The organism is Micromonospora sp. NPDC049175 (assembly GCF_043197345.1).
In the GTDB taxonomy this organism is placed as follows: Bacteria; Actinomycetota; Actinomycetes; order Mycobacteriales; family Micromonosporaceae; genus Micromonospora.
The window spans coordinates 51,114-70,325 of sequence record NZ_JBICSY010000008.1 but is presented as its reverse complement, the minus strand read 5'-3'; the positions used below and the strand labels follow the sequence as shown (position 1 = coordinate 70,325).

Sequence of the window (19,212 nt, the reverse complement as noted above, 5' to 3'; positions counted from 1 at the left end):
TGAAGCGCCGTGTCGTTGATCACCAAACCCGGAGGACGGCTGATGTTCCGTCAAGATTCGGAGCCGCGCGGATGAGCGCGGTCATCGAGATCGAGGGTCTGCGCAAGGCCTTCCGCAGCCTGCGTAACGGCCGGCGGGTGGCGGTGGACGGGTTCGATCTGCTGGTCGAGGCCGGCCAGGTCCATGGGTTCCTGGGCCCCAACGGCTCCGGCAAGACCACCACCCTGCGGGCCCTGCTCGGGCTGGTACGCGCCGACGGTGGGCGGATGACAGTGCTCGGTCAACCGTCGCCGGAGCTGCTGCCCCGGGTGGCGGGGCAGGTCGGCGCGATCGTCGAGAGCCCGCAGTTCTTCGGCAACTTCACCGGGTACCGCACGCTGCGCCTGTTGGCTCGTGCCGGTGGGGTGCCGGTCTCGCGGGTGGACGAGGCGCTGGAGATGGTGGGTCTGCGCGACCGGGGCGACGAGCGGGTGAAGGGCTACTCGCTGGGCATGAAGCAGCGCCTCGCGGTGGCGTCCGCGCTGTTGAAGGATCCGCGGTTGCTGATCCTGGACGAGCCGGCGAACGGGCTGGACCCGGCGGGCATCCGGGAGATGCGGGACCTGATGCGGTCGCTGGCGGCCAACGGGGTGACAGTGCTGGTGTCCAGTCACATCCTGGGCGAGATCCAGTTGATCTGCGACCACGTCACGATCATTTCGCGGGGGAAGCGGGTGGCGGCGGGCCGGGTGGACGAGGTGCTGGCGGGCCACGACCGGCACGAGTTCCTGGTGCGGGTGGCCGAGCGGGAGCGCGCTGTCGAGCTGCTGCACGCGGCCCGGTTGACGGCGGTCGTCGACGGCGAGGCGCTCGTGGTGAGTGGCGTGAGTGACCCGACGGTGGTCAGCCGGGTGCTCGGCGAGCAGGGGCTGTGGGTGGGCGAGTTGACGCCGCTTCGGCCGGATCTGGAGAGCGTCTTCCTGGAGCTGACGGGGGCGTACGCGCACGCGTCGGTCCCCCGGCAGGTCGACGGCTCGGCGCTCCCGGACGGCTCGGCGCTGCCGGACGGCCAGCGGGGCGAAGCTGTGATTGATCTCGATCGGGGAGTGGACGCGTGAACCTGGTTCGTGCCGAGTTGGAGCGGCTGACCGGTCGCCGCTTCGTGCAGCTCATGGTCGTCCTGTTGGCGTTGGCGTTCGCCGTGACGGCGGCGACCACTCTGGCCGGGTCGCACAAGCCGAGCGCGACCGAGCTGGACTCGGCGCGGGCGCAGGCCGCCGAGCAGCGGCAGAGCATGGAGGTCGCGTTCCAGGAGTGCCTGGCCCGCAGGGGCGCCATGGTCCCGACGGAGGACGACGGGTTCTATCTCCCCGCCGACTGCTCCGAGTTCGATCCGGCCCTGCGGGAGCAGCTGCCGATCGCCGCCGACTTCCTGCCGGGGGTGTTCAGCTTCGGCCAACAGGCGCGGCCGCTGCTCTACTTCCTCATCGCGTTCCTGGTGCTGTTCGGTTTCCTGGTCGGCGCCTCCTACATCGGCGCTGACCTGAACTCCGGCGGGGTGGTGAACCTGCTGCTCTGGCGGCCACGCCGGTTGACGGTGCTCGGGGCCAAGTTGGGCACCCTGCTCGGCACGGTGCTGGTGCTGAGCGTGCTGGCGTCGGTGGCCTACCTCGCCGCGTTCTGGGTGATCGGGCAGACCGCCGGGTTGCCCGGTCGGTTGAGCAACGACTTCTGGAGTGAGCTCGGCGCGGTGCACGGCCGTGGTCTGGTGCTGGTGTTGCTGGCCGCCGCGCTGGGCTTCTCGATCGCCACGCTGGGTCGGCACACGTCGGCGGCGCTGGGGGCGGCGGCCGCGTACCTGGTGGTGTGGGAGTTGGGGGCCCGGCTGGTCTTGGAGATCGTCGACTTCCGCCGGTCGGACCGGTTGATGCTCTCCAGTCACATCGGGGCGTGGCTCACCGGCGAGGCGCGGTTCTGGGATGCCCAGCGGTGTTCCGGCACCGCCTACTGCGATGGCTACTACAGCCTGACCTGGGGTTCCTCGCTGCTGGTCCTGCTCGTGCTGACCGGCGGACTGACCGCCGCGGCGTTCGCCGTGTTCCGTCGCCGCGACCTGCTCTGAGTCGCGGTCCGCCGGGTCGCACGCGTGATCGCGGGCGACCCGGCGGCACCGGTCGCAACTCGGCAAGAGCTTGCAACCCGCCAAGCTGCGGTGAAATATTCCTCCACATGACCGGCGCAGCGGGCTCAGCCGACCGTGGAGCCGAAGACCTCGTCGCGTACGGCGTCCAGGGCGGTGCGCAGCGCGCCGTGCAGGATCGGCTCCTCGGTCAGCCCGGTCGGCACCACCCGCGGTCGGACCAGGGTGATCGCCGCGACCTCGTGCTGCACCCGCTCGGCGAGGGCGGCGCCGCCGGCCTGGCCCACCTCGCCGGCGAGCACGACCAGGGGCGGATCGAGCACCACGCAGGTGCTGGCCACGCCCAGCGCGAGCCGGCGGGCCAGCTCGTCGAGCATCGGGCCACCGTCGTCGCCGGCCGCGACGGCCGCGCGCACCGCCTCGGCGGCGTCGGTGTCCGGGTAGCCGTGCTCGCGAGCCACCGCGCGGACCGAATCCGCACCGATCAGCTGCTGGAAGGCGGGCTTGGCGCGGCGGGAGACGTCGCGTGGGATGGGCGCGCCGGGCACCGGCAGGTAGCCGATCTCACCTGCCGCTCCACTGCTGCCGTGGTGCAACCGCCCACCCAGCATGATCGCCAGGCCCACGCCGGCGCCCACCCAGACCAGCACGAAGTCCGCGAGCCCCTGCGCGGCGCCGGACTGCGCCTCGGCCACCGCGGCCAGGTTGACGTCGTTCTCGAAGACCACCGGGGTGTGCAGGTCGTCGCGCAGGGCGGCGAGCAGACCGCTGTGCCAGCGCGGCAGGTTGAAGGCGAACGTGATGTCGCCGGTGCCGGGGTCGACCAGGCCCGGCGTGCCGAGCACGATCCGCCGTACGCTGCTGAGCTGCGCGTGGGCGCTGCTGGCCGCCTGCACCACGGCGTTGTGCACGACTCCCACCGGGTCGTCGGTGTCCCGGGTCGACTGCTCCACCCGGCCGATGACCGCACCGGTGATGTCGGCACACGCGGCCACCACCCGGTCCGGTCCGACGTCCACGCCGACCACGTGCGCGCTGCCGGGGCTGACCGCGTAGAGCTGTGCGTTCGGCCCCCGCCCGCCGGCCTGCTCGCCGACCCGCGTGACGAGACCGCGCTCCTCCAACCGCTCGACAAGTTGGGACGCGGTGACCTTCGACAGCCCGGTCAGCTCGCCGAGTCGGGCCCTGGTCAGCGGGCCGCGTTCGAGGAGCAACTCCAGTGCCGCACGGTCGTTGAGCGCCCGCAACAGACGGGGGGTGCCGGGCAGCCGGGTCGCACTCATGACACGTCCTCTAGTTTTAGTAAACTTTGCTAACTGTAAACCGACCTGCGAACGGGTAGCCGTAGCGTAACGGCCACCCGACAGTGGGACGCTCCGCCGATTCGGCAGGGCCAGGACCACCACCGGTATGACGTTTCGTACCCGGTGGGGCACCGAAGGGGGAAGATCACGTGGGGTTGGACGCAGGACTGCGCCGGCTGGCACTGGGCACGCTGCTCGCCGCGTACCCGGGGCCCGTTCCACCCGACTGGGCGGGCGAGCTGCTGGCCGACGGGTTGGCCGGGCACACCCTGTTCGGCACCAACGTGCACGACCCCGCCCAGGTGGCGGCGAGTACCGCCGCCCTGCGCTCCGGTCGGCCGGACGCGCTCGTCGCCATCGACGAGGAGGGCGGTGACGTGACCCGGCTAGCACATGCCACCGGGAGCCCGTACCCCGGAAACGCCGCCCTCGGCGCGATCGGCGACGTGGCCCTCACCCGGCGGGTCTACCAGTCGATCGGCGCCGAACTGGCGGCGCTCGGCATCACCGTCAACCTCGCCCCGACTGTCGACGTCAACACCGCCGACGAGAACCCGGTGATCGGCACCCGGTCGTTCGGCGCGGACCCGGTGCGGGTGGCCGCGCACTCGGCCGCCGCCGTGACGGGGTTGCAGGCCGCCGGCGTGGCCGCCTGCGCGAAGCACTTCCCCGGGCACGGCGCCACGGTCGCCGACTCCCACCACGAGCTGCCCACAGTGGACGCTCCACCGAGCCTGCTGCGCCAACGGGACCTGCCGCCGTTCGGGGCGGTCATCGCCGCCGGTGCCCGCGCCGTGATGACCGCGCACATCCGGGTGCCGGCGCTGACCGGCGCCGATCCGGCCACCTTCAGTCGGGCCGTCCTTGTCGACCTGCTCCGCACCGACCTCGGCTTCACCGGCGCCGTCATCACCGACGCGCTGGAGATGAAGGGGGCCGCGGTCGCCGCCGGCGGGGTCGGGCCGGCCGCGGTCCGCGCCCTGGCGGCCGGCGCCGACCTGCTCTGCATCGGCGCGCGGGTCGACGCCGCACTTGTCGAGCGGGTGGCCGCCGAGATCGTCGACGCCCTCACCGACGGCCGGTTGGCGACCGCCCGGGTCGAGCAGGCCGCCGGCCGCGCCGCCGAACTCGCCGCCTGGACCCGGACCGCCGCCCGGTCGACGACGGCCGGCGACACCGAGCTGGGGTACGCGGCAGCGCGTCGCGCCATCCGGGTGGACGGCGTGCTCACCGGGCTGGACCGGCCGCTCGTGGTGCAGTTGCACACCGAGTCGACGATCGCCGAGGGCCGGGTGCCGTGGGGGCTCGGCCCGCACCTCGACGGGGTGCCGGAGATGCGCGTGATCGCCACCGAGACCGATCCGGCGACGCTGCGCGGGTTGGCCGGTGACCGACCCATCGTGCTTGTGGGGCGGCACCTGCACCGGCTGCCCGGCGGCCCGGAGCTGGTCGCCGGGCTGGCCGCCGAACATCCGGTGACAGTGGTGGAGATGGGGTGGCCGGCACAGTGGCGCCCCGCGGGCGTACGCGCCTTCGTCACCACGTACGGCGCGAGCCACGCCAACGGTCGCGCGGCGGCCGAGGCCCTCGGTCTGGCCGGCTGAGCCACGGCATTTCCGGCCGGGCCCCCCGGGCTCGGCCGGATCGGCGCTCCAGCGCCGCAGCACGGTGTCCACAGTCACCTGTCACCCCTTCTTGAACATGTTCAACATTCGCCCTAGGCTGACGACGTCGGTAGTTGAACACGTTCAAGAAGGGCGTCCACATGGACACCAAGGTCTGGATGTACGTGATCTACCTCGCGGTCAGCGTCAGCCTGACCATCTGGGTGGCGCGGGCACTGTCGCGCAACGGGCTGGTCTTCCTGGAGGAGGTGTTCGCCGAGGAACGACTCGCCCGAGCGGTCAACAGCCTCCTGGTCGTCGGGTTCTACCTGCTCAACCTCGGCTACGTCACGGTGGCGATGAGGCACTCCGACGCGGTGGTGTCGACAAGCCAGGCCATGGAGGAACTGTCCCTCAAGGTCGGCCTGGTGCTGCTGGTGCTGGGCGCGCTGCACTTCTTCAACGTCTTCGCCCTGGGCCGCTACCGCCGAACCCGCCTCCGCCAGCTCGCCACCCATCCCCCGATCGCCCCGATCGGCCGACTTCCCATGCAGCCCGCCCCGGTCGGACCGCAGTTGGTCGGCGCGTACCCGACCGGACCGCAGCCGACCGGCGCATACCCGGCCGGACCCCAGCCCGTCGGTCCGCACCCGGCCGGTCCGCACCCCGCCGGTCCGCACCCGGCCGGTCCGCACCCGGCCGGTCCGCACCCGGCCGGTCCGCACCCGGCTGGACCGCAGCCCGGCGCCGGGCCGGCGAACAACCCTCCGACCCGATGACCGTGCCACCGACCGACGGCGTCGGTCGGCTCCCGGATCCCGCCGCGCACTCCGACGGCGGGATCCGGGGGTTCACCGTGCTGTTCGACGCGGCCTGCCCGCTCTGCCGCGCCGCCCGCCGGTGGTTGACCTCCCGCGCCCAGCTCGTACCCCTGGAGTTCGTGCCGGCCGGGTCCGCCGAGGCCCGGTGGCGCTTCCCCGGCCTGGACCACGACGCGACGCTGCGCGACCTCACCGTGATCGCCGACACCGGTGAGGTGTACACGGGCGACGGCGCCTGGTTCGCCTGCCTGTGGGCGTTGGCCGACCACCGGTCCATGGCCGAGCGACTGGCCCGACCGCACCTGCTGCCCCTCGCCCGACAGGCGGTGGCCGCCGCCTCGGCGATCCGGGAGCGGGTCCGCGACCCGTCTGACGAGCCGACAAACGACCTGGCGGGATACGGTGGCCTCGATGACCGAGCAGCCTGCGCAGACGACCACTGCGGGTGACCCAGCCACCGCCCGAGGCGAGCAGACCCGGCAGCTCATCCGGGACACCGCGATGCGGCTGTTCAACGAACGCGGTTACGCCCAGACCACCATGCGGGCGATCGCGCAGGAAGCCGGCGTGGCGGTCGGCAACGCCTACTACTACTTCGGTTCCAAGGACCACCTGATCCAGGAGTTCTACGCCCAGTTTCAGGTAAAACACCGGGCGGCCGCCCAGCCCGTGCTCGATCGGGAGGAGGCGTTCGCCGCCCGGCTGGCCGGAGTGCTGCACGCGGGGATCGACGTGCTGACGCCGTCGCACGGGTTCGCGGCGACCTTCTTCAAGACGGCGGCCGAGCCCACCTCGCCGCTGAGCCCCTTCTCCGCGGAGTCCTCCGCCCCCCGACAGGCGGCCATCGAGCTCTTCGGCGAGGTGTTGACGGGCTCGACGGCAAAGGTCGACGCCGAGCTTCGTCCACAACTGCCCGAACTGCTCTGGCTCGCGTACATGGGCGTGATCCTCTACTGGGTGCACGATCGATCGCCGGGCCAGGCCAAGACCCGTCAGCTCATCGACGGGGCCGTACCCCTTGTCGACCGGCTCGTGGCGCTGTCCCGGCTCCGGGTTCTCCGGCCGGTGACCCGACAGGTGCTCGACCTGATTCGCACGCTCCGTCACTGACCCGGCCGGCACCTAGCGATCAGCGAAGAAGCAGGTCAAGTCCGCTTTTCGACACTCCGAACCGACAGCTCACACCTTGCCCCACGCCTATTCGATACGTAGCGTGATCGACGCGTACCGACCCGACGCGGTCGGTACGTCCGGAACCGGGGCCTGGGGGGAGGTTGCGGACCGTGGATCCGGCCCGGGATCCACGGTCCGCGAGCGCCCCACGCCACTCAGCGCGGATAGACCCCGTACGCCCGCCAGCCCCGATCCGGGAAACCGGCCGCGTCGGCGACCCGGGCCGAGGCGAGATTGTCCCGCTCGTGCAGGTAGGTCGGCACCGCCCCCTCGTCGAGGACCCGCCGCGCCGCCTGTGCCACGAGTCGGCGGGCGAGGCCGTGACCCCGGGCGACCGGCGCGGTGCCGATGGCCAACTCGTGCCCGTACGCGTCGTGCCGTTTGATCCCGGCGCCGGCCAGGTAGCCACCGTCCGGGTCGCGGACCACGAGCACCGGCCGGTCGAAGAGCCGCAGCCAGGGCGGCAGCCCGGGAGCCGTCGGCGGGGTCCACTCCCCCACGTCGGGTAGCGGCGCGGGGGACACGCTCCACCGGAAGGGGCCGTCGTGCACACACCACTCGGGCAGCCCCACGGCCTGCGGCAACGCGGCGAGAAACCGGTCCGGGGTACGCCGGATCAGCGAGCGGATCGCCGCCACCCGGTCCGGCGCGACGGAGAGCACGCCACTGCGCCCGGTGTCCACGGCGAGCGCGGGGCGCAGCCGGCCGTCCCAGGCCGGTGCGGCCCGTCGGTGCGAGGCGACCACGTGCAGCCCCGCCCCGGCCGGCCACTGGCCCAGCCAGGTGGCCAGGTGCAGTTGGACCCGCCGGTCGAGCATGTCCACCTCCCCGTCGGTCCACCCGTCGTGGATCACCGTACGCCGGGCTGGGCCGGCCGGGCTGCGATCCGGCAGGGCCGGGCGGGGCGCGGTGACCGCACACAGCGATCGACCGTCATATGTTTGTCCTTATCTGGACACCTTTGTTTGCAACGGTAGGGCCATGCCGAATGAGCAGTACCCCCACTACCAGCAGGACCCGGAGCGACTCTGGCGCGCGACGGAGGGCACCGCTGGCATCCCGCCGCAGCCGCGCTACTGGCATCCCCGAGCGCTCGGCGGGGGCGCCCTGTCGTGGGCGGGGCTGAACAAGCTGCCCGCCGGCAGTTCGAGTCAGCACCGCCTGAACACGCTCTGACGCACCAAACCTCACTCGAATTTGGTGCCTCGGCAGGGCCCAATCTGGTGTATCTTCACGCCATGACTCGCATCACCGTGGACGTGAACGACGAGTGGCTGGACGCCGCGAAGGAGGTGCTCGGCACCGACACCAAGGTGGCCACCATCAATGCAGCCCTGCACGCGTTCGCCGTACGCCGACAGGCTCGCGAGGTTGTTGCCGCCTTCGATCAGGTGGAGATGGACTTCTCCGGGTCCGTGGACGCCTGGCGCTACGGTGGCGGTCGCGACCTGGACTCGCTCGCCGAGCAGGCACGCAACGCCGAGGCAGCTTGATGGCTGGTCAGATCTATCTTGCGGACACCTCGGTCTATGTTCTGCAGGGGCGTCACGCGTCGGTCCGGCGGCGCTTCGAGTCGCTTCTGGCCGAGGGGCGGCTCGCCGCCTGCCACATGACCAGCCTGGAATACCTCAACAACGCACCCCACCCGAAGGGGTACGAGATCCTCTGGCAGGCACTGCGTGGAGGGCGGTGGATGGACGTGTCGACAGCGGCGATGGACCGTGCCATGGCGGTTCATCGCCTACTCGCGGCCGAGAGCCAGCACCGCAACTTCCGGCTGCCCGACCTGATCATCGCGGCGACCGCCGAGGAACACGGCGCGACCGTCCTGCACTACGACGCCGACTACGACCGCATCACCGCTGTCACCGGTCAACCCAGCGAGTGGGTGGCACCGAAGGGCAGCCTCTGACCTTCGCCCGAGGCGACACACCGGGGAGGTCCAGCGCGGGCTTTCGCACACCTGTCGGGTAATTTCTTGTGGTCCGGCATCCGGCCTACGACAGGAGAAGCTCCGCGCATGGGCAAGAAGACGATCCACGTCTCCGACTTCACCGGCACGGTTCTGCGGCAGGAGGACGAGGTGGTCCGCGTCGTCGTGCTGGAGCACCCGGACCTGGTCGCCGGGCCCGTGCAGTTGGACGCCACCCCGGGCGAGGTGGAAAACATCGACGACGCCGCCCTGGACGTGGCGGTGGTGGAGATCCACGACCGGCACGGTGGCGGCGAGCCGCGTCGGGTGGTGTTGACGGCCAGCGAGTTCGACGCGATGGCCACCGACGTGCCGATGGCGCAACTGTTGCGGACGGCCGAGCGGGTCCGCCCACCGAAGGCCCGCAAGAGCGCCGAGAAGATCGACTACAGCACGCTCGAGCACGCCGGCAAGCCACACCGGGGCCGGGTCACCGAGGAGGAGGCCCGGCTGGTGCGCGAGCAGCTCGACGAGGTCAACAAGCGCCTCGCCGACGCGGGCGTGCGCCAGATCGATCCGGCCGATCCGGAGCACGCCCTGCGTTACGGCTTCCCCGAGGCGCCCTGACGCCGGGTCGTCACTTCGGTGCCGTGAACGCGGCGAGCGCGGCGGCCAGGTCGGCCTCGACAGTCGCCTTCGCCAGGCCGAGATCGGTGAGCACGCCGGTGCCGTCCTCCTGCTCCAGCAGGGCCAGCAGGATGTGTTCGGTGCCGATGTAGTTGTGCCCGAGGCGCAGCGCCTCCCGGAAGGTCAGCTCCAACGCCTTCCTGCCGCGCGCGTCGTACGGGATGAGGTCCGGGACCTGCTCGGCGGGTGGCGGGAGGAGGGCGGCGACCTTCTCCCGCACCACCTCGGCAGTGGCGCCCCGGCCGGCCATCACCTTGGCGGCCAGCCCTTCCGGCTCGGCAAGCAGGCCCAGCACCAGGTGCTCGGGGCGGATCTCGGGGCTTCCGCTGGCGCGGGCCTCCTCCTGGGAGGACATCACCACGTTGCGGGCCCGGGGGGTGAACCGGCCGAAGGATTCGTTCGGGTCGAGGGGCGACCCGTCGGTGGCCTTCGGCACGAAGCGCTTCTGGGCGGCCTGCTTGGTGACACCCATGCTGCGGCCGATGTCGGTCCAGGAGGCGCCCGAGCGGCGCGCCTGGTCGACGAAGTGCCCGATCAGGTGATCGGCGACCTCACCGAGGTGGTCGGCGGCGATGACCGCGTCGGTGAGCTGGTCGAGCGCGTCGGTGTGCGCCTTCTTGATGGCCTGGATCAGGTCGTCCAGCTTGACGGTGTTGCTCATCTGGAGAGGATCTGTCATGCGTCAACCATAAGTTGACGATCCGTCTCCGTCAACCTCAAGTTGACGATGCACTGCGGATGGGAGGCGAGGCGCCCCGATACGGTGGGCTCCGGTCGAAGCACGGGTCACCGGCGGAGAGGGCGGGCATGCGTCTGCACGTGGGGTGCGCGATGTGGAGCCACAGGTCGTGGCCGGGACACCAACTGCCACCCGCCGAGCGCCTGCGGCACTACGCCGGCTGGTGTGACGCCGTGGAGGGCAACACGACGTTCTACGCGACCCCGGCCCGGGACACCGTCGCGTCGTGGGCGGCGCAGACGGACCCCGACTTCCGGTTCGTTCTCAAGCTCCCGAAGGTCATCACCCACGAACGCCGGCTCACCGTCGTCGGCGAACCGCTGCGCGCGTTCCTGGACGCGATCGAGCCGCTCGGCCCGCGCGTACACGCCCTCTGGATCCAACTGCCCGGCTCCTTCGCCCCCGCCGACGTCCCGACCCTGCGCCGCTTCCTGGGTCAACTCCCGCCGTCGCACCGGTACGCCGTGGAGGTCCGCCATCCCGCGTTCTTCACCGACGCCGACGCGGCCCGGCTGCTGGAGACGACCCTCGCCGGCGCGTCCGCCGAGTGGATCCCCTTCGACACGACGGCCTTCTTCGCGAGCCCACCCAGCAGCGACGCCGAGCGGGACGCCTGGACCAAGAAACCGCGCGTGCCGCTCCGGTCGCTCGCGCTGACCGACCGGCCGATCGTCCGCTACCTCGGCCGGGACGACCCGACCCGCACGGTCGAGGGGTGGCAGCGCTGGATCGACGTCACGGTGGCCTGGCTGCGGGAGGGGCGCTCGCCGACCATGTTCCTGCACACCCCGGACAACGCCGACGCGCCCGTGCTCGCCCGCCGGTTCCACGACGAGGTACGGGCCCGCGTACCCGAGCTGGACCCGCTGCCCGAGCCGACACCCGTGGAGCCGCTGACGCTGTTCTGACCGAACGGGTCAGCACTGCTCCCTGTCGAGCAGGTCGTCGAGATGGGTGGCCGTGCTGATCAGCGAGAGATGGCTGAACGCCTGCGGGAAGTTGCCGATCTGCTCACCGGTCGGGGCGATCTCCTCCGAGTACAGGCCGAGCGGGCTGGCGTAGGTGAGCATCTTCTCGAACGTCAGCCGGGCGTCGTCGACCCGACCGGCCAACGCCAGCGCCTGTACGTACCAGAAGGTGCACATGTTGAAGGTGCCCTCGGTGCCGGCGAGGCCGTCCGGTGAGGCCTTCGGGTCGTAGCGGTAGACCAGGCTGTCGGAGACCAGGCTGTCGTCCATCGCCCGCAGCGTCGACTCCCACATCGGGTCGGTCGGCGAGATGAAGTTCAGGCCGGGCATCGCCAGGAGCGAGGCGTCCAGGATGTCCGAGCCGTAGTGCTGCACGAACGCGCCACATCCCGGATCGAACCCGCGGGCCATGACCTGCTCGTAGATGGCGTCCCGTTCGGCGGCCCACCGGGCGGTGTCGCCGGGGCGCCCGCGGCGGTGCGCGATGCGGATGGCACGGTCGAGCGCGACCCAGGACAGCACCCGCCCGTAGGTGAAGTCCTGCCGGCCGGACCGGGTCTCCCAGATGCCGTCCTCGGGTTGGTTCCAGTGCTCGCAGAGCCAGTCCATCATCCCTGCCGTCTTGCGCCACCCCTGGTACGGCGCGATCAGCCCGCTCCGGTCCGCCAGTTCCAACGAGACGAGCGCCTCGCCGTAGATGTCGAGCTGCAGTTGGCCGGCCGCGCCGTTCCCGATCCGCACCGGCGCGGAGCCCCGGTAGCCCTCCAGGTGACCCAACACCTCTTCGGCGAGGTCGGGTGAACCGTCGATCCGGTACATGACCTGCAGCGGCAGGTTGTCGTCGCGGGCCTCGCGGATGCGATCGTTGAGCCAGAACAGATATCCCTGGGCCTCGTCGGTGAAGCCCAGGCGCAGCAACGCGTGCACCGAGAAGGACGCGTCCCGGATCCAGGTGTAGCGGTAGTCCCAGTTGCGCGGCCCGCCGATCTGCTCCGGCAGCCCGGCGGTGGGTGCGGCGACAAGTGCGCCCGTCGGCGCGTACGTCATCAGCTTGAGCGTCATCGCCGACCGCTCGACCACCTCCCGCCAGCGACCCTTGTAGCGGGAGCGGCCCACCCACCGCCGCCAGTGGTCGCGGGTCTGGGCGAGCAGGTCGCACGCCTCCTCGGTGCTCATCGCCCGGGGCGCGTGCGGGCAGGCCGTCTCCAGGACGACCCCGCCGATGTCGCCCGCGTGCAGGGTGAACGACGCGGACACCCCCTCGGCGTCGCGTCGGATTCCCCGCGCGTCGAATTTCCGTTCCGAGTCTCGGAACGGGGTGAGGGTCAGGGTGAGGGTCGGGCTCCGGAAGACGTCACCCTCGGGGTGCACCTCGATCTCGTACGAGTCGCGCCCGTAGTTGAACCGTGGGCGGCAGTCGAAGCGGAACCGCATGCTCCCCCGGACCATCCGCACCAGCCGGATCAACCGGTGCCGGTCGGTGGCACGTTCGCCGGTGACGGGCATGAAGTCCAACAACTCCCCCACGCCGTCGGCGCTGTGGAAGCGGGTGATCAGGATCGGCGTACCGGGCAGGTAGAGCTGTTTGCTCGTGTAGTCGACGCCGTCGGGCGTGAGCCGGAAATGGCCGCCCCGGTCGTGGTCGAGCAGCGCGCCGAAGACGCTCGGTGAGTCGAAGCGGGGCGCACAGAACCAGTCGACCGAGCCGTCGGCGCTGATCAGTGCGGCGGTCTGCAGGTCACCGATCAGACCGTGCGCCTCGATCGCCGGATACCTCGCTTCCACGCTGACCCCCGCCGCTCGTGATGGCAACGGCGGCGACTACCCGGCCAAGGGGAGGGCTACACGCGACTTCTGCGAACACGCCGACTATTGCGGAAGCAGAGCTTCCGCGATCGCCGATAGCGTCATCTCGAAGACATCGACGGAAGGAATTTCTGATGAGTCTACGGGGATTTGCCACACTCAACATCTGGGCCGACGACGTGGAGGCGGCAACCGCCTGGTACGCCGACTTCCTCGGCGTCGAGGCGTACTTCTCGCGCCCCGGGCCGGACGGACGCCCGGCCTACACCGAGTTCCGGATCGGCGACTACCAGGCGGAGTTGGGCATCATCGACCGCAGGTTCGCGCCGCCCGGGGCCGCGACGGGGCCCGGTGGCGTGGTCATGCACTGGTACGTCGACGACCTCGACGCCACCGTCGACCGACTGCTGGCGCTGGGCGCCACCGAGTACCAGCCGATCACCCCGCACGGTGACGAGGGGTTCATCACCGCGGCGGTCGTCGACCCGTTCGGCAACGTGCTGGGCGTCATGAAGAACCCGCACTACGAAGAGATCCTGGCCTCGCTGAAGCCGGCCTGACCCGGACGGCTCACGCCCGAGCGCCGTGTTCCGGCCAATCCCACCCGCCCCGGTCCGCCGTCCGCCGCACCAGCGCTGCCGCCTCGTCGGTGTCCAACCCACTGGCGATGAGCAGGTCGTGGGCGGCCGTGCGGAACTCACCCGCGGCGATCATTCCCGAGTACCCCAACCGGTGGGTGTGCGGGCGGGTGGGATCCGGCGTGGCCTCGCACTGCGCCTCTCCGACCAGCTCGACAGCGGTCAGGATCTGCCGGCGCGCCTCCCGCGGGTCCGCCCGCTCGGGGGTGGTGGTGCGTCTCAGCGTCTGCACGCTGGTGGCCAGCAGGTCGATGGCCGCCGCGAACTCAGCCGGTATCGGCTCGTCGTCCCGGAGCGCCTTGGTAAGTCTCCGTGCGACGGCCCGGCAGCCGTAGAGGCTGCGTTCAAGATGGTGGACGGCCTGGGTGTAGCGGGCCAGAGACCTGCGTTCGCGCCACCGCAGTGGCGCCAGTCGCACCACCTCCTGGGCCGCCGCGAGCCCCTCGTCAAGCGCGGTCATCCGTGATCCGAGAGCCCGCAAATCGTTCAGACTCTGCTCGGTGCCGCCAAGGTCTCGACGACGCAGCGCCGCGGCCAGGTCGTGCAGGGCGGCGATGGCCGGATCGAGGACCGGTTCGGCCAGCCGCTGCACCGTCCGCTGCGGGTGGATGGGCACCAACAACAGGCCGACCGCCAGACCGATGAGCCCACCGACCGCGGCGTCGACGAAGCGGGGGACGGACAGCTCACGCACGGGCGGTTCCAGGGTGGCGATGAGCACCGCGGTGCCGCCGGCCTGGGTGAGCAGGGATCCACCGCCCTTGAGCAGCACGGCGACGATGATTGCCAGCACGACCACCACGCCGGTCTGCCAGGCTCCGATGCCGAACAGCGGCATGAGCGCGTCACCGACGGCGAGGCCGAGGACCACCCCGACCAGCAGCTCGATGGTGCGGCGCAGGCGTGTGCCCATCGAGGCGGCCACGATGCCGACCGCGGTGGTGGGCGCGAGGACCGGGGCCGGATTGTCCAGCAACTGGGCTCCCACGAACCAGGCGAGCGACGCCGCGACGCCGGCCTGCACGGCGAGCAGACCAAAGAGGCGGAACCGCCAGACGCGGGCACCTACCGCGTGTCGTAGCCGCGCGCGCAGGCCGGCCACCACCCGGTCGGTCCGGGATGCCCCGCCCGGTACCGGGTCGGAATGATCTGCCGGCTCCTGTTTCGCGGGCATTCGCGCCGCTTACCCGCCGAAGCCGAACCTATCCGGTGGTAGCGCCACACTTGGTGGGTTGCCTCAGTGGGCGGGGTTCGGCGTGTGCGGGAGTTTGCCGAGCTGACGCCAGTTGGTCTCGGCGACCTCGACGCCGTAGTGCTTGGCGGCGGCGAGGATGTTCTGGAAGGCCAGGTCCCGGTCCTCGTCGGTGACGCCCTGCACCTGATCGAACCGGGCGATGGCGTTGCGGACGTGACCCGCGTCGGTCATCGGTTCCTTGCGTTCACGGGGGAACGCGAAGACGGTCTCCGGCAGTTCGCGCTTGTCCTTGCTCGACAGCCCGCCGTGCTTCTCGTGGGGCTTCCAGGTCGACTTCATCACCCCGCATTACCCGCACGCTGTCCGCCAGCACCTCTCCGGCCGACATTTTCCGACCCCGCCAGAGCGGGCGGGGCACCCACCGTCGACCTCGACGGCGGGTGCCCCGCGACCTGGGGTGCGGATCAGCTCAGCGAGCTGCTGCCCCCGGGCTGCACCACACCGTTCACGGTGAGCTGGTACGGCGCGTACTGCCGCACCTGCTCGGTCGGCTCGTCGTACGCCACCACGGCGACGACCTTCGGGAAGGCGTCCAGCACGGCCAGCTCAAGCTTGCCGATGGTCACCTCGGAGCGGCCGTTGGACTCGAACTGCCAGGCGATCGAGTGCTTCTCGTCGATGCCGACGAGCCGCAGGTTCCAGTTGCCGACCGGGGTCGGCCGGATCTCCGTCGGCGAGTCGAACGGCGCCAGGCTGGTGCCGTCGCTGAGCAGCTTCCCGCCGACGGTGATGTCGTCGAGCAGCAGGCCACCCTCGTTGGTGCCACCATCGCTGACGTACTCGAAGCCGAGCAGCACGGTCTTCCCGGCGTACGCCGACAGGTCGTACGAGCGTGCCTCGAAGCCGCTCGTCGTGCCGTTGAGAGCCGGACCGCGCGGCCCGTCGACGGTCTTGTCACCGGGGATCGCCGTGTACGTGGCGCCGCCGTCCGTCGACACGGTGACGTAGCCGTAGTCGTAGCCGAGCTCGGCCCCGTACTTGGCCTCAAACCGCAGCGTCGGGTCGGTGGTCGGCACGGCGACCGAGGTGACCGCCGCCGAGTCGAGGCTGTTCGCGTTGCCGGAGAAGAGCACCGCGTTGCCCGGCCGGTCCGGGTCCTGGGTGGTGGTCGTCCACGACAGCGGGAGCGCGGGCAGGGTCTTCGCGCCCTGGAACTTCACCGACCGCAGGTCGCGACCGCTGAGCACCTTGCCCTTGGCCGTGCCCAGCGGCACGTAGTCGGCTCCGTTCGGGGCAGCGCCCGGCGTACCGTTGGCCGTCGTGCTGGCCAGGTTGACCGTGGAGCGCAGGCTCGGCGTGGTGACCCGGCTCTTGGCGACGCCGAGGGTGATGCCGAACTTCGACTCGCCGACGAGCTTGTCGAGCAGCGTCATCGACTGGAAGTCGTGGATGACCTGGTAGACGTCGTGGACCCCGACCGTCTCCAGCTCGGCGTCCAGGCTCGCCAGGCCCTGCCGGGCACCGTCGCGGTGCAGCCGGGACATGAAGGCGGCGCCGTAGCGGTCGTACAGGAAGAGCATGAACGAGTACGCGCTGCCGTAGTCGGCGAGGACCGCGTTCGGGTTGGGGCTCTCGTCCCACAGGGTGAGGGAGTTCTCCGGTCCGCCGCAGTCGCGCGGGTTGGTGTTGTACGGCGTCTGGACCGTGCCGAACCCCTGGTAGCAGTAGAGGTGACTGTCGGCGCCGCGGTCGAAGACCGTGGCCTTCGAGTCGCTGTACCGGGTCAACGACATGGCGAAGTCGGAGAGACCCTCGTTGATCCAGTTACCCTCGAACGGGTCCGCGTAGTAGTGCGCGAGGTGCTGCCACTCGTGCGCGAACGTGCCCTCGTAGCTGTTCGGCCGGGCACCCCGGCTGGTGCACAGGTCGCTCGTCGGCTCGTCCGGCGGGTTCGGCGTCATGCGGTGCAGCCAGTCGAACGCGTCGACGGTCATCACGTTGCGGTCGAGCAACTCGTTGAACTGCGCGGAGAAGAACCCGGCGATGTACGTCGGCGCGGCCGGGAACGTGTAGTAGTTGTCGTCCCGCACGTTGTCCACGAGCGTGACGGTCTTGTTGCCGGCACCGGTGTAGACCCCGCCGTCGCCGTTGGCGTCCGGCCCGATCTGGGCGTTGGTGCCGTCCCGGTCCGGTGGGGTGCTGAAGGCGTTCGTCTCCTTCGGGTACATGTTCGTGTCGAACTCGTCGACCAGGTGCTTCACCTGCGCGTCGGTGATCTGCGTCGACGACGGCACCTGCGCCCGGCAGTCACCGGCCGGGAACGCCAGGTCGTTGGCGACCCAGACCTCGATGTGCTCACCGACGGCCCGCAGCGTGTAGTCCTTGCGGTAGACCGAGCCCTGGACGTCGTCGAGGCCGAGCCACTGGCGGACGGTGCCGACCGCCGGCGTCTCGACCGACTGCGCCTGCCGCCGCGCGCCGGTGCGCGGCTGGTACCGCGCGGGCGTCTCGATCGGCCGCCCGTCCAGCGTGAAGTCCTTCCGGGTGAGCTCACGCATGTCACTCGGCGGGGCGGCCTTTTGCGCGACGGCTTCCGCCGACGCCGGTGACGTCACGGCCACGACGGTGAGAGCCGGTAGGACGAGGACAGCGGCGAACGCCCCAACCATGCGGGTGCGAGCCATGGAACCTCCTTCGGGTGTGCAACCCGGTTCCCGTGAGTCCGGTCGGGTGTCGACCGCTCACGTTGATCACTTGAACCGGGGACACGGTAGCCCGAGGCAACCTTCGCCTTCGACGGGTTGGGAAAGCGATACATATCACCCCGGGGAACGGTAATCCACGACTTTCGGCTGTGCTGCGGCCGTGGCCAGGGGCGACGCACCGACCTGTGTGGACACCGAGGCAACCGTACTTTAAGGAAGGTTTAAGGAACTGTCGAGTACGGGCGGCGGGCACCTACCATTCGGCGGCCGTGGCCGTTCGGGTCAGCCTCATGTCGGCTCGTTGGGAGTGACAGGTGTCGTACGAGAGCCCGCCGCCGTCACGTCATCGCCTGCCGGGGTGGCCGGCCCGCACCAAACTCGGCGTGGCCGCCGGAGCGGCGGTGCTGCTCGTCGTCGCCGCCGGGGGCGTGTACCTGGGCAACGGCGGGGTGCCGCCCGAGCCGTCGAACGCGGCCAACGCCGTGGATTACCCGTCTCCGTCGGCCCGACCCACCGAGTCCCCTGCGGCAGCGTCGGCCGTCGCGACGCCGTTGGCCTCCACGACCCCGTCGATCGCCGCGACCCCGTCCACCGCCGTCGCGCCGAAGATCCCCACTACCGGTTGGATTCCCGTCGACCGCGCGGCCTGGACGGCGCAGGCCGACGCATACCAGGCGTTGACGATCGACCCGGTCCCGGCCGGTGTGGGCAACCTGCCGGAGTTTCGTGCGGACTGCCAGTACAGCCACCGGTTGCCGGATGACCCGATCGTCGCTCCCGGCCTACCGGGCGCCTCACACATGCACTCCTTCGTCGGCAACAAGGCAGTCGACGCGAACACCGTCGCCGGTGACCTGACGACGTTCACGGCCACCTCCTGCAAGCCGGCGCAGGACCACTCCGCCTACTGGGTGCCCACGCTCTACGACAACGCGACGGGCAAGCCGGTCGAGACCACGGGCTTCCGGGTCTACTACCGATCGCTCGCCAAGAACTCGACAGGCCAGATGCCGCTGCCCAACGGCCTCCGCATGATCTCCGGCGACGCCAAGAAGAAGAAGCCGACACCGCGCGGCGCGACCGGGCAGTTCTACTGCGCCTTCTACGGCCCGGGGGATCTCGACGGCGTGGCCCGCAGCACCAACGGCAACTGGCCCATCTGCGGAGGGGACGCGACGCTGCACTTCATGATGCAGTTCCCCGACTGCTGGGACGGCAAGCACCTGGACAGCCCCAACCACAAGGACCATGTGGCGTACGGCAGCGGCGACGCCTGCCCGCCCAGCCATCCGGTCCGGATTCCGGCGATCACCTTCGACATCCAGTACCCGGCGAAGGGCACCCCGGCGGGCTACTACCTCTCCTCCGACAAGGAGGGCAAGAGCGCCTCGTCGATGCACGGCGACGCGTTCGTGATGTGGGACGTCGCCACCATGAACAAGCGCACCAAGAACTGCGTCCTCGGCCGCCGGACCTGCGACAACTACGGCTACCAGAAGTGACGTACCCGTGGTGTGCGTGACGCCGGAGCAGACGTCCTC

Annotated in this window: 20 protein-coding genes; 13 read left to right on the top strand and 7 right to left on the bottom strand. The window is 70.7% G+C overall.

Annotated elements, in window-relative coordinates; translation table 11 throughout:
• The first annotated feature begins 71 nt into the window (after nt 1-71).
• Together ACGFH8_RS27725 and ACGFH8_RS27720 are read left to right on the top strand one after the other, a co-directional pair.
• Complete coding sequence (locus ACGFH8_RS27725; protein ID WP_393372626.1) at nt 72-1,097, top strand: ABC transporter ATP-binding protein; 1,026 nt, start codon at nt 72-74, stop codon at nt 1,095-1,097.
• Nucleotides 1,094-2,101: an ABC transporter permease subunit gene (locus tag ACGFH8_RS27720; protein ID WP_393372623.1), complete on the top strand. Its 1,008-nt coding sequence runs from the start codon at nt 1,094-1,096 to the stop codon at nt 2,099-2,101. Before ACGFH8_RS27725 ends, ACGFH8_RS27720 begins: the two co-directional genes overlap by 4 nt.
• 125 nt (nt 2,102-2,226) lie before the next feature.
• Here the strand turns inward: ACGFH8_RS27720 and ACGFH8_RS27715 are convergent, their stop codons facing one another.
• A complete protein-coding gene (locus ACGFH8_RS27715; RefSeq protein WP_393372620.1) occupies nt 2,227-3,402 on the bottom strand; it encodes an ROK family protein in 1,176 nt (391 codons plus the stop codon).
• Nucleotides 3,403-3,572: 170 nt separating this feature from the next.
• On the opposite strand from ACGFH8_RS27715, the gene ACGFH8_RS27710 reads away from it, so the two are divergent.
• The 4 genes from ACGFH8_RS27710 to ACGFH8_RS27695 all read left to right on the top strand — a co-directional run bounded on the left by ACGFH8_RS27710 (nt 3,573) and on the right by ACGFH8_RS27695 (nt 6,958).
• Nucleotides 3,573-5,027 (top strand): glycoside hydrolase family 3 protein, encoded by a 1,455-nt coding sequence (locus tag ACGFH8_RS27710; RefSeq protein WP_393372618.1) that lies wholly within the window; start codon nt 3,573-3,575, stop codon nt 5,025-5,027.
• Between the two features lie 161 nt (nt 5,028-5,188).
• Complete coding sequence (locus ACGFH8_RS27705; protein ID WP_393372615.1) at nt 5,189-5,806, top strand: hypothetical protein; 618 nt, start codon at nt 5,189-5,191, stop codon at nt 5,804-5,806.
• Nucleotides 5,803-6,297, top strand: coding sequence for a thiol-disulfide oxidoreductase DCC family protein (locus ACGFH8_RS27700; RefSeq protein ID WP_393372613.1), 495 nt, complete (start codon nt 5,803-5,805; stop codon nt 6,295-6,297). Before ACGFH8_RS27705 ends, ACGFH8_RS27700 begins: the two co-directional genes overlap by 4 nt.
• Complete coding sequence (locus ACGFH8_RS27695) at nt 6,260-6,958, top strand: TetR family transcriptional regulator (RefSeq protein ID WP_393372610.1); 699 nt, start codon at nt 6,260-6,262, stop codon at nt 6,956-6,958. The genes ACGFH8_RS27700 and ACGFH8_RS27695 overlap by 38 nt, the downstream gene beginning before the upstream one ends.
• A gap of 218 nt (nt 6,959-7,176) precedes the next feature.
• Here ACGFH8_RS27695 and ACGFH8_RS27690 read toward each other — a convergent pair whose 3' ends face one another.
• Nucleotides 7,177-7,839 (bottom strand): GNAT family N-acetyltransferase, encoded by a 663-nt coding sequence (locus ACGFH8_RS27690; RefSeq protein WP_393372608.1) that lies wholly within the window; start codon nt 7,837-7,839, stop codon nt 7,177-7,179.
• A gap of 163 nt (nt 7,840-8,002) precedes the next feature.
• Between ACGFH8_RS27690 and ACGFH8_RS27685 the strand changes: the two genes are divergently transcribed.
• The 4 genes from ACGFH8_RS27685 to ACGFH8_RS27670 all read left to right on the top strand — a co-directional run bounded on the left by ACGFH8_RS27685 (nt 8,003) and on the right by ACGFH8_RS27670 (nt 9,560).
• On the top strand, nt 8,003-8,197 hold the full coding sequence (locus ACGFH8_RS27685) for a DNA repair protein (protein ID WP_393372606.1): 195 nt from the start codon (nt 8,003-8,005) through the stop codon (nt 8,195-8,197).
• A 62-nt stretch (nt 8,198-8,259) separates the two neighbouring features.
• Nucleotides 8,260-8,514 carry a type II toxin-antitoxin system VapB family antitoxin gene (locus tag ACGFH8_RS27680; RefSeq protein ID WP_393372603.1) on the top strand — a complete coding sequence of 85 codons (255 nt, stop codon included), beginning with the start codon at nt 8,260-8,262 and terminating at the stop codon, nt 8,512-8,514.
• Nucleotides 8,514-8,933, top strand: coding sequence for a PIN domain nuclease (locus ACGFH8_RS27675; RefSeq protein ID WP_393372601.1), 420 nt, complete (start codon nt 8,514-8,516; stop codon nt 8,931-8,933). Before ACGFH8_RS27680 ends, ACGFH8_RS27675 begins: the two co-directional genes overlap by 1 nt.
• A gap of 108 nt (nt 8,934-9,041) precedes the next feature.
• Nucleotides 9,042-9,560, top strand: a complete 519-nt coding sequence (locus ACGFH8_RS27670; protein ID WP_393372598.1) for a hypothetical protein — start codon at nt 9,042-9,044, stop codon at nt 9,558-9,560.
• Between the two features lie 10 nt (nt 9,561-9,570).
• Here ACGFH8_RS27670 and ACGFH8_RS27665 read toward each other — a convergent pair whose 3' ends face one another.
• Nucleotides 9,571-10,299 (bottom strand): Clp protease N-terminal domain-containing protein, encoded by a 729-nt coding sequence (locus ACGFH8_RS27665; protein WP_393372595.1) that lies wholly within the window; start codon nt 10,297-10,299, stop codon nt 9,571-9,573.
• Between the two features lie 152 nt (nt 10,300-10,451).
• Between ACGFH8_RS27665 and ACGFH8_RS27660 the strand changes: the two genes are divergently transcribed.
• Complete coding sequence (locus tag ACGFH8_RS27660) at nt 10,452-11,267, top strand: DUF72 domain-containing protein (RefSeq protein WP_393373076.1); 816 nt, start codon at nt 10,452-10,454, stop codon at nt 11,265-11,267.
• A gap of 9 nt (nt 11,268-11,276) precedes the next feature.
• On the opposite strand, the gene ACGFH8_RS27655 is transcribed toward ACGFH8_RS27660, so the two are convergent.
• On the bottom strand, nt 11,277-13,112 hold the full coding sequence (locus ACGFH8_RS27655; protein WP_393372592.1) for a glycoside hydrolase family 15 protein: 1,836 nt from the start codon (nt 13,110-13,112) through the stop codon (nt 11,277-11,279).
• A 155-nt stretch (nt 13,113-13,267) separates the two neighbouring features.
• On the opposite strand from ACGFH8_RS27655, the gene ACGFH8_RS27650 reads away from it, so the two are divergent.
• Complete coding sequence (locus tag ACGFH8_RS27650) at nt 13,268-13,693, top strand: VOC family protein (protein WP_393372589.1); 426 nt, start codon at nt 13,268-13,270, stop codon at nt 13,691-13,693.
• Between the two features lie 10 nt (nt 13,694-13,703).
• Here ACGFH8_RS27650 and ACGFH8_RS27645 read toward each other — a convergent pair whose 3' ends face one another.
• From ACGFH8_RS27645 to ACGFH8_RS27635, 3 genes are all read right to left on the bottom strand, one after another.
• Nucleotides 13,704-14,945: an aromatic acid exporter family protein gene (locus ACGFH8_RS27645; protein ID WP_393372586.1), complete on the bottom strand. Its 1,242-nt coding sequence runs from the start codon at nt 14,943-14,945 to the stop codon at nt 13,704-13,706.
• Nucleotides 14,946-15,008: 63 nt separating this feature from the next.
• A complete protein-coding gene (locus ACGFH8_RS27640) occupies nt 15,009-15,305 on the bottom strand; it encodes a DUF6582 domain-containing protein (protein ID WP_357250826.1) in 297 nt (98 codons plus the stop codon).
• A gap of 125 nt (nt 15,306-15,430) precedes the next feature.
• Nucleotides 15,431-17,650, bottom strand: coding sequence for a peptidase M6 immune inhibitor A (locus ACGFH8_RS27635; RefSeq protein WP_393372582.1), 2,220 nt, complete (start codon nt 17,648-17,650; stop codon nt 15,431-15,433).
• A 335-nt stretch (nt 17,651-17,985) separates the two neighbouring features.
• On the opposite strand from ACGFH8_RS27635, the gene ACGFH8_RS27630 reads away from it, so the two are divergent.
• Nucleotides 17,986-19,173 (top strand): DUF1996 domain-containing protein, encoded by a 1,188-nt coding sequence (locus tag ACGFH8_RS27630; RefSeq protein WP_393372579.1) that lies wholly within the window; start codon nt 17,986-17,988, stop codon nt 19,171-19,173.
• Nucleotides 19,174-19,212 lie beyond the last annotated feature (39 nt).

What these genes read in the sequence shown, in the direction of transcription:
- ACGFH8_RS27725 (WP_393372626.1), top strand. Translation starts at nt 72, where the DNA reads ATGAGCGCGGTCATCGAGATCGAGGGTCTGCGCAAGGCCTTCCGCAGC.
- ACGFH8_RS27715 (WP_393372620.1), bottom strand. Translation starts at nt 3,402, where the DNA reads ATGAGTGCGACCCGGCTGCCCGGCACCCCCCGTCTGTTGCGGGCGCTC.
- ACGFH8_RS27705 (WP_393372615.1), top strand. Translation starts at nt 5,189, where the DNA reads ATGGACACCAAGGTCTGGATGTACGTGATCTACCTCGCGGTCAGCGTC.
- ACGFH8_RS27700 (WP_393372613.1), top strand. Translation starts at nt 5,803, where the DNA reads ATGACCGTGCCACCGACCGACGGCGTCGGTCGGCTCCCGGATCCCGCC.
- ACGFH8_RS27695 (WP_393372610.1), top strand. Translation starts at nt 6,260, where the DNA reads ATGACCGAGCAGCCTGCGCAGACGACCACTGCGGGTGACCCAGCCACC.
- ACGFH8_RS27690 (WP_393372608.1), bottom strand. Translation starts at nt 7,839, where the DNA reads ATGCTCGACCGGCGGGTCCAACTGCACCTGGCCACCTGGCTGGGCCAG.
- ACGFH8_RS27685 (WP_393372606.1), top strand. Translation starts at nt 8,003, where the DNA reads ATGCCGAATGAGCAGTACCCCCACTACCAGCAGGACCCGGAGCGACTC.
- ACGFH8_RS27680 (WP_393372603.1), top strand. Translation starts at nt 8,260, where the DNA reads ATGACTCGCATCACCGTGGACGTGAACGACGAGTGGCTGGACGCCGCG.
- ACGFH8_RS27675 (WP_393372601.1), top strand. Translation starts at nt 8,514, where the DNA reads ATGGCTGGTCAGATCTATCTTGCGGACACCTCGGTCTATGTTCTGCAG.
- ACGFH8_RS27670 (WP_393372598.1), top strand. Translation starts at nt 9,042, where the DNA reads ATGGGCAAGAAGACGATCCACGTCTCCGACTTCACCGGCACGGTTCTG.
- ACGFH8_RS27665 (WP_393372595.1), bottom strand. Translation starts at nt 10,299, where the DNA reads ATGACAGATCCTCTCCAGATGAGCAACACCGTCAAGCTGGACGACCTG.
- ACGFH8_RS27660 (WP_393373076.1), top strand. Translation starts at nt 10,452, where the DNA reads ATGTGGAGCCACAGGTCGTGGCCGGGACACCAACTGCCACCCGCCGAG.
- ACGFH8_RS27650 (WP_393372589.1), top strand. Translation starts at nt 13,268, where the DNA reads ATGAGTCTACGGGGATTTGCCACACTCAACATCTGGGCCGACGACGTG.
- ACGFH8_RS27645 (WP_393372586.1), bottom strand. Translation starts at nt 14,945, where the DNA reads ATGCCCGCGAAACAGGAGCCGGCAGATCATTCCGACCCGGTACCGGGC.
- ACGFH8_RS27640 (WP_357250826.1), bottom strand. Translation starts at nt 15,305, where the DNA reads ATGAAGTCGACCTGGAAGCCCCACGAGAAGCACGGCGGGCTGTCGAGC.
- ACGFH8_RS27635 (WP_393372582.1), bottom strand. Translation starts at nt 17,650, where the DNA reads ATGGCTCGCACCCGCATGGTTGGGGCGTTCGCCGCTGTCCTCGTCCTA.